Origin of the sequence: Proteiniclasticum sediminis, from assembly GCF_018128025.1 — a bacterium.
Classification (GTDB): domain Bacteria; phylum Bacillota; class Clostridia; order Clostridiales; family Clostridiaceae; genus Proteiniclasticum; species Proteiniclasticum sediminis.
The window spans coordinates 1-1,740 of record NZ_JAGSCS010000048.1 but is presented as its reverse complement, the minus strand read 5'-3'; the positions used below and the strand labels follow the sequence as shown (position 1 = coordinate 1,740).

The following is a 1,740-nucleotide window of genomic DNA, read 5'->3' as shown; positions in this document are numbered from 1 at the left end:
GCGGTGTAAACCCGCTTGTTTGCTATGCCGAAAAACAAGCAATGAAGAGACATTGCTGAACAAAAACTGCCAGAATCAAAAAACTAATCAATCCAGACTCCGGCAGTTTATAGAGTTTCATATTAACTTAATGACATTGTGACTATGCTTGGTTTTTGCACGTTCTAAAAGCATTGGAAAGCAATGGTAAGGCAGGGATTATTCTGCCACACGGTGTTCTCTTTAGAGGAAACTCAGAAGAAACTATTAGAAAAGCTGTTCTTGAGAAACGATATATCAAGGGTATAGTTGGGCTACCGGCAAACTTATTTTATGGTACAGGAATCCCTGCTAGTATCATCATAATCGATAAAGAAAACGCTGATAAACGTGAAGGTATCTTTATGATTGATGCGAGCGATGGGTTTAAGAAAGATGGAAATAAGAACCGTCTTCGTGAACAGGATATTGAAAAAATTGTGCAAACCTTTATTCATCAAGAAAAAGTTGAGGGATACTCTCGTTTTATTACTTATAAAGAAATTTTAGAAGAGAACGAAGGAAATCTTAATGTGCCTCGTTATATCCAAAAAACAGATGACACATTACCTCAAAACATTGCATCTCATCTTATGGGTGGTATTCCGGAAGTGGATATTAACTCTTTAGAAAGACTCTGGAAAATATCGCCACAGTTAAGAGGAGAGATATTTACTTGTGTCGATGAAGAACATAATGTATATAATCTTGCTATAAAACCAAATAAAATCGAAACAGTCATTTCTGAAGATGAAAATATAAAGGTTGAAAAGGAAACTGAATACGGTTCTCTATTCGAGACGTGGAAAAATAAAGTAAAAGATTCATTACTCAACATAAATACAGATACAAATCCAAAAGAGCTAATTCGTAATATGGGAATTAAAATTTTGAAGGACTATGAGTCGGCAAAACTTCTAGACAATTACGATGTGTACGACTTCTTGCTTAACTATTGGAATGAGAAAATGCAAGATGATGTATATGTAATAAAAGCGAGCGGATATGATGCGGGACGTGAGATTGAATATGTATACGCTCAAAAGAAAGCTAAAGATGAAAATGGAGAAGAAATAAAGGTCGATGATACTTCAAAAATGAAGTCGTTTGAAGGTGCTTTAATTTCGAGAGACATTATTGAACAGGAGTATTTTGAAACTGAGTTAATGGCTCTTAATGAGCTAATCGAAAAATCTGCATTGCTTGAATCTGAACTGGATGAAATGAGAGAAGAAGAATCAGGTGACGAAGGCTTGCTTATAAATGCTTTGAATGAGAAAGGTGACGGTATACCTAAAGCAAATCTGAATAAACAGATAAAAGAACTTGAAAGTAAAAAGACTTCTGAAGTAATAGATGACATTACAAAACTTATTGAATTATTTGATGCAGGCAATATATCGGAAATGGAGAAAATCGTCAAAGCTAATAGTGAGCTGAAGACATATGAGCTTAGAAACAAGAATGGTTCATTTGGAAAGGCTAAGGTAAGCGGTCATTAAAAGCACGGATTCTATGCAGCGTAGAACCGTGAGATAATCTTCTCGATAAACCGGTTTTAGTCTCCGCTAAGCATGCTTAGCCAGGGTTAAAACCGTAAGTAAGGAGAGGATAGGAATTGGCTACAATGAAACAAGCCCGTCACGAACTATTGAAGGCGAAATGGATGGAGATCATCAAGGAGCAGCGCAATAGCGGATTGGCCGTACGGAAATGGTGTGA

The 1,740-nt window shown here is 36.3% G+C and carries 1 pseudogene; it reads left to right on the top strand.

Annotated features, from left to right (window positions below):
• Positions 1-152: 152 nt before the first annotated feature.
• A pseudogene (locus KCG48_RS14420) lies at positions 153-1,520 on the top strand (N-6 DNA methylase); the annotation flags it as partial.
• Positions 1,521-1,740: the final 220 nt, after the last annotated feature.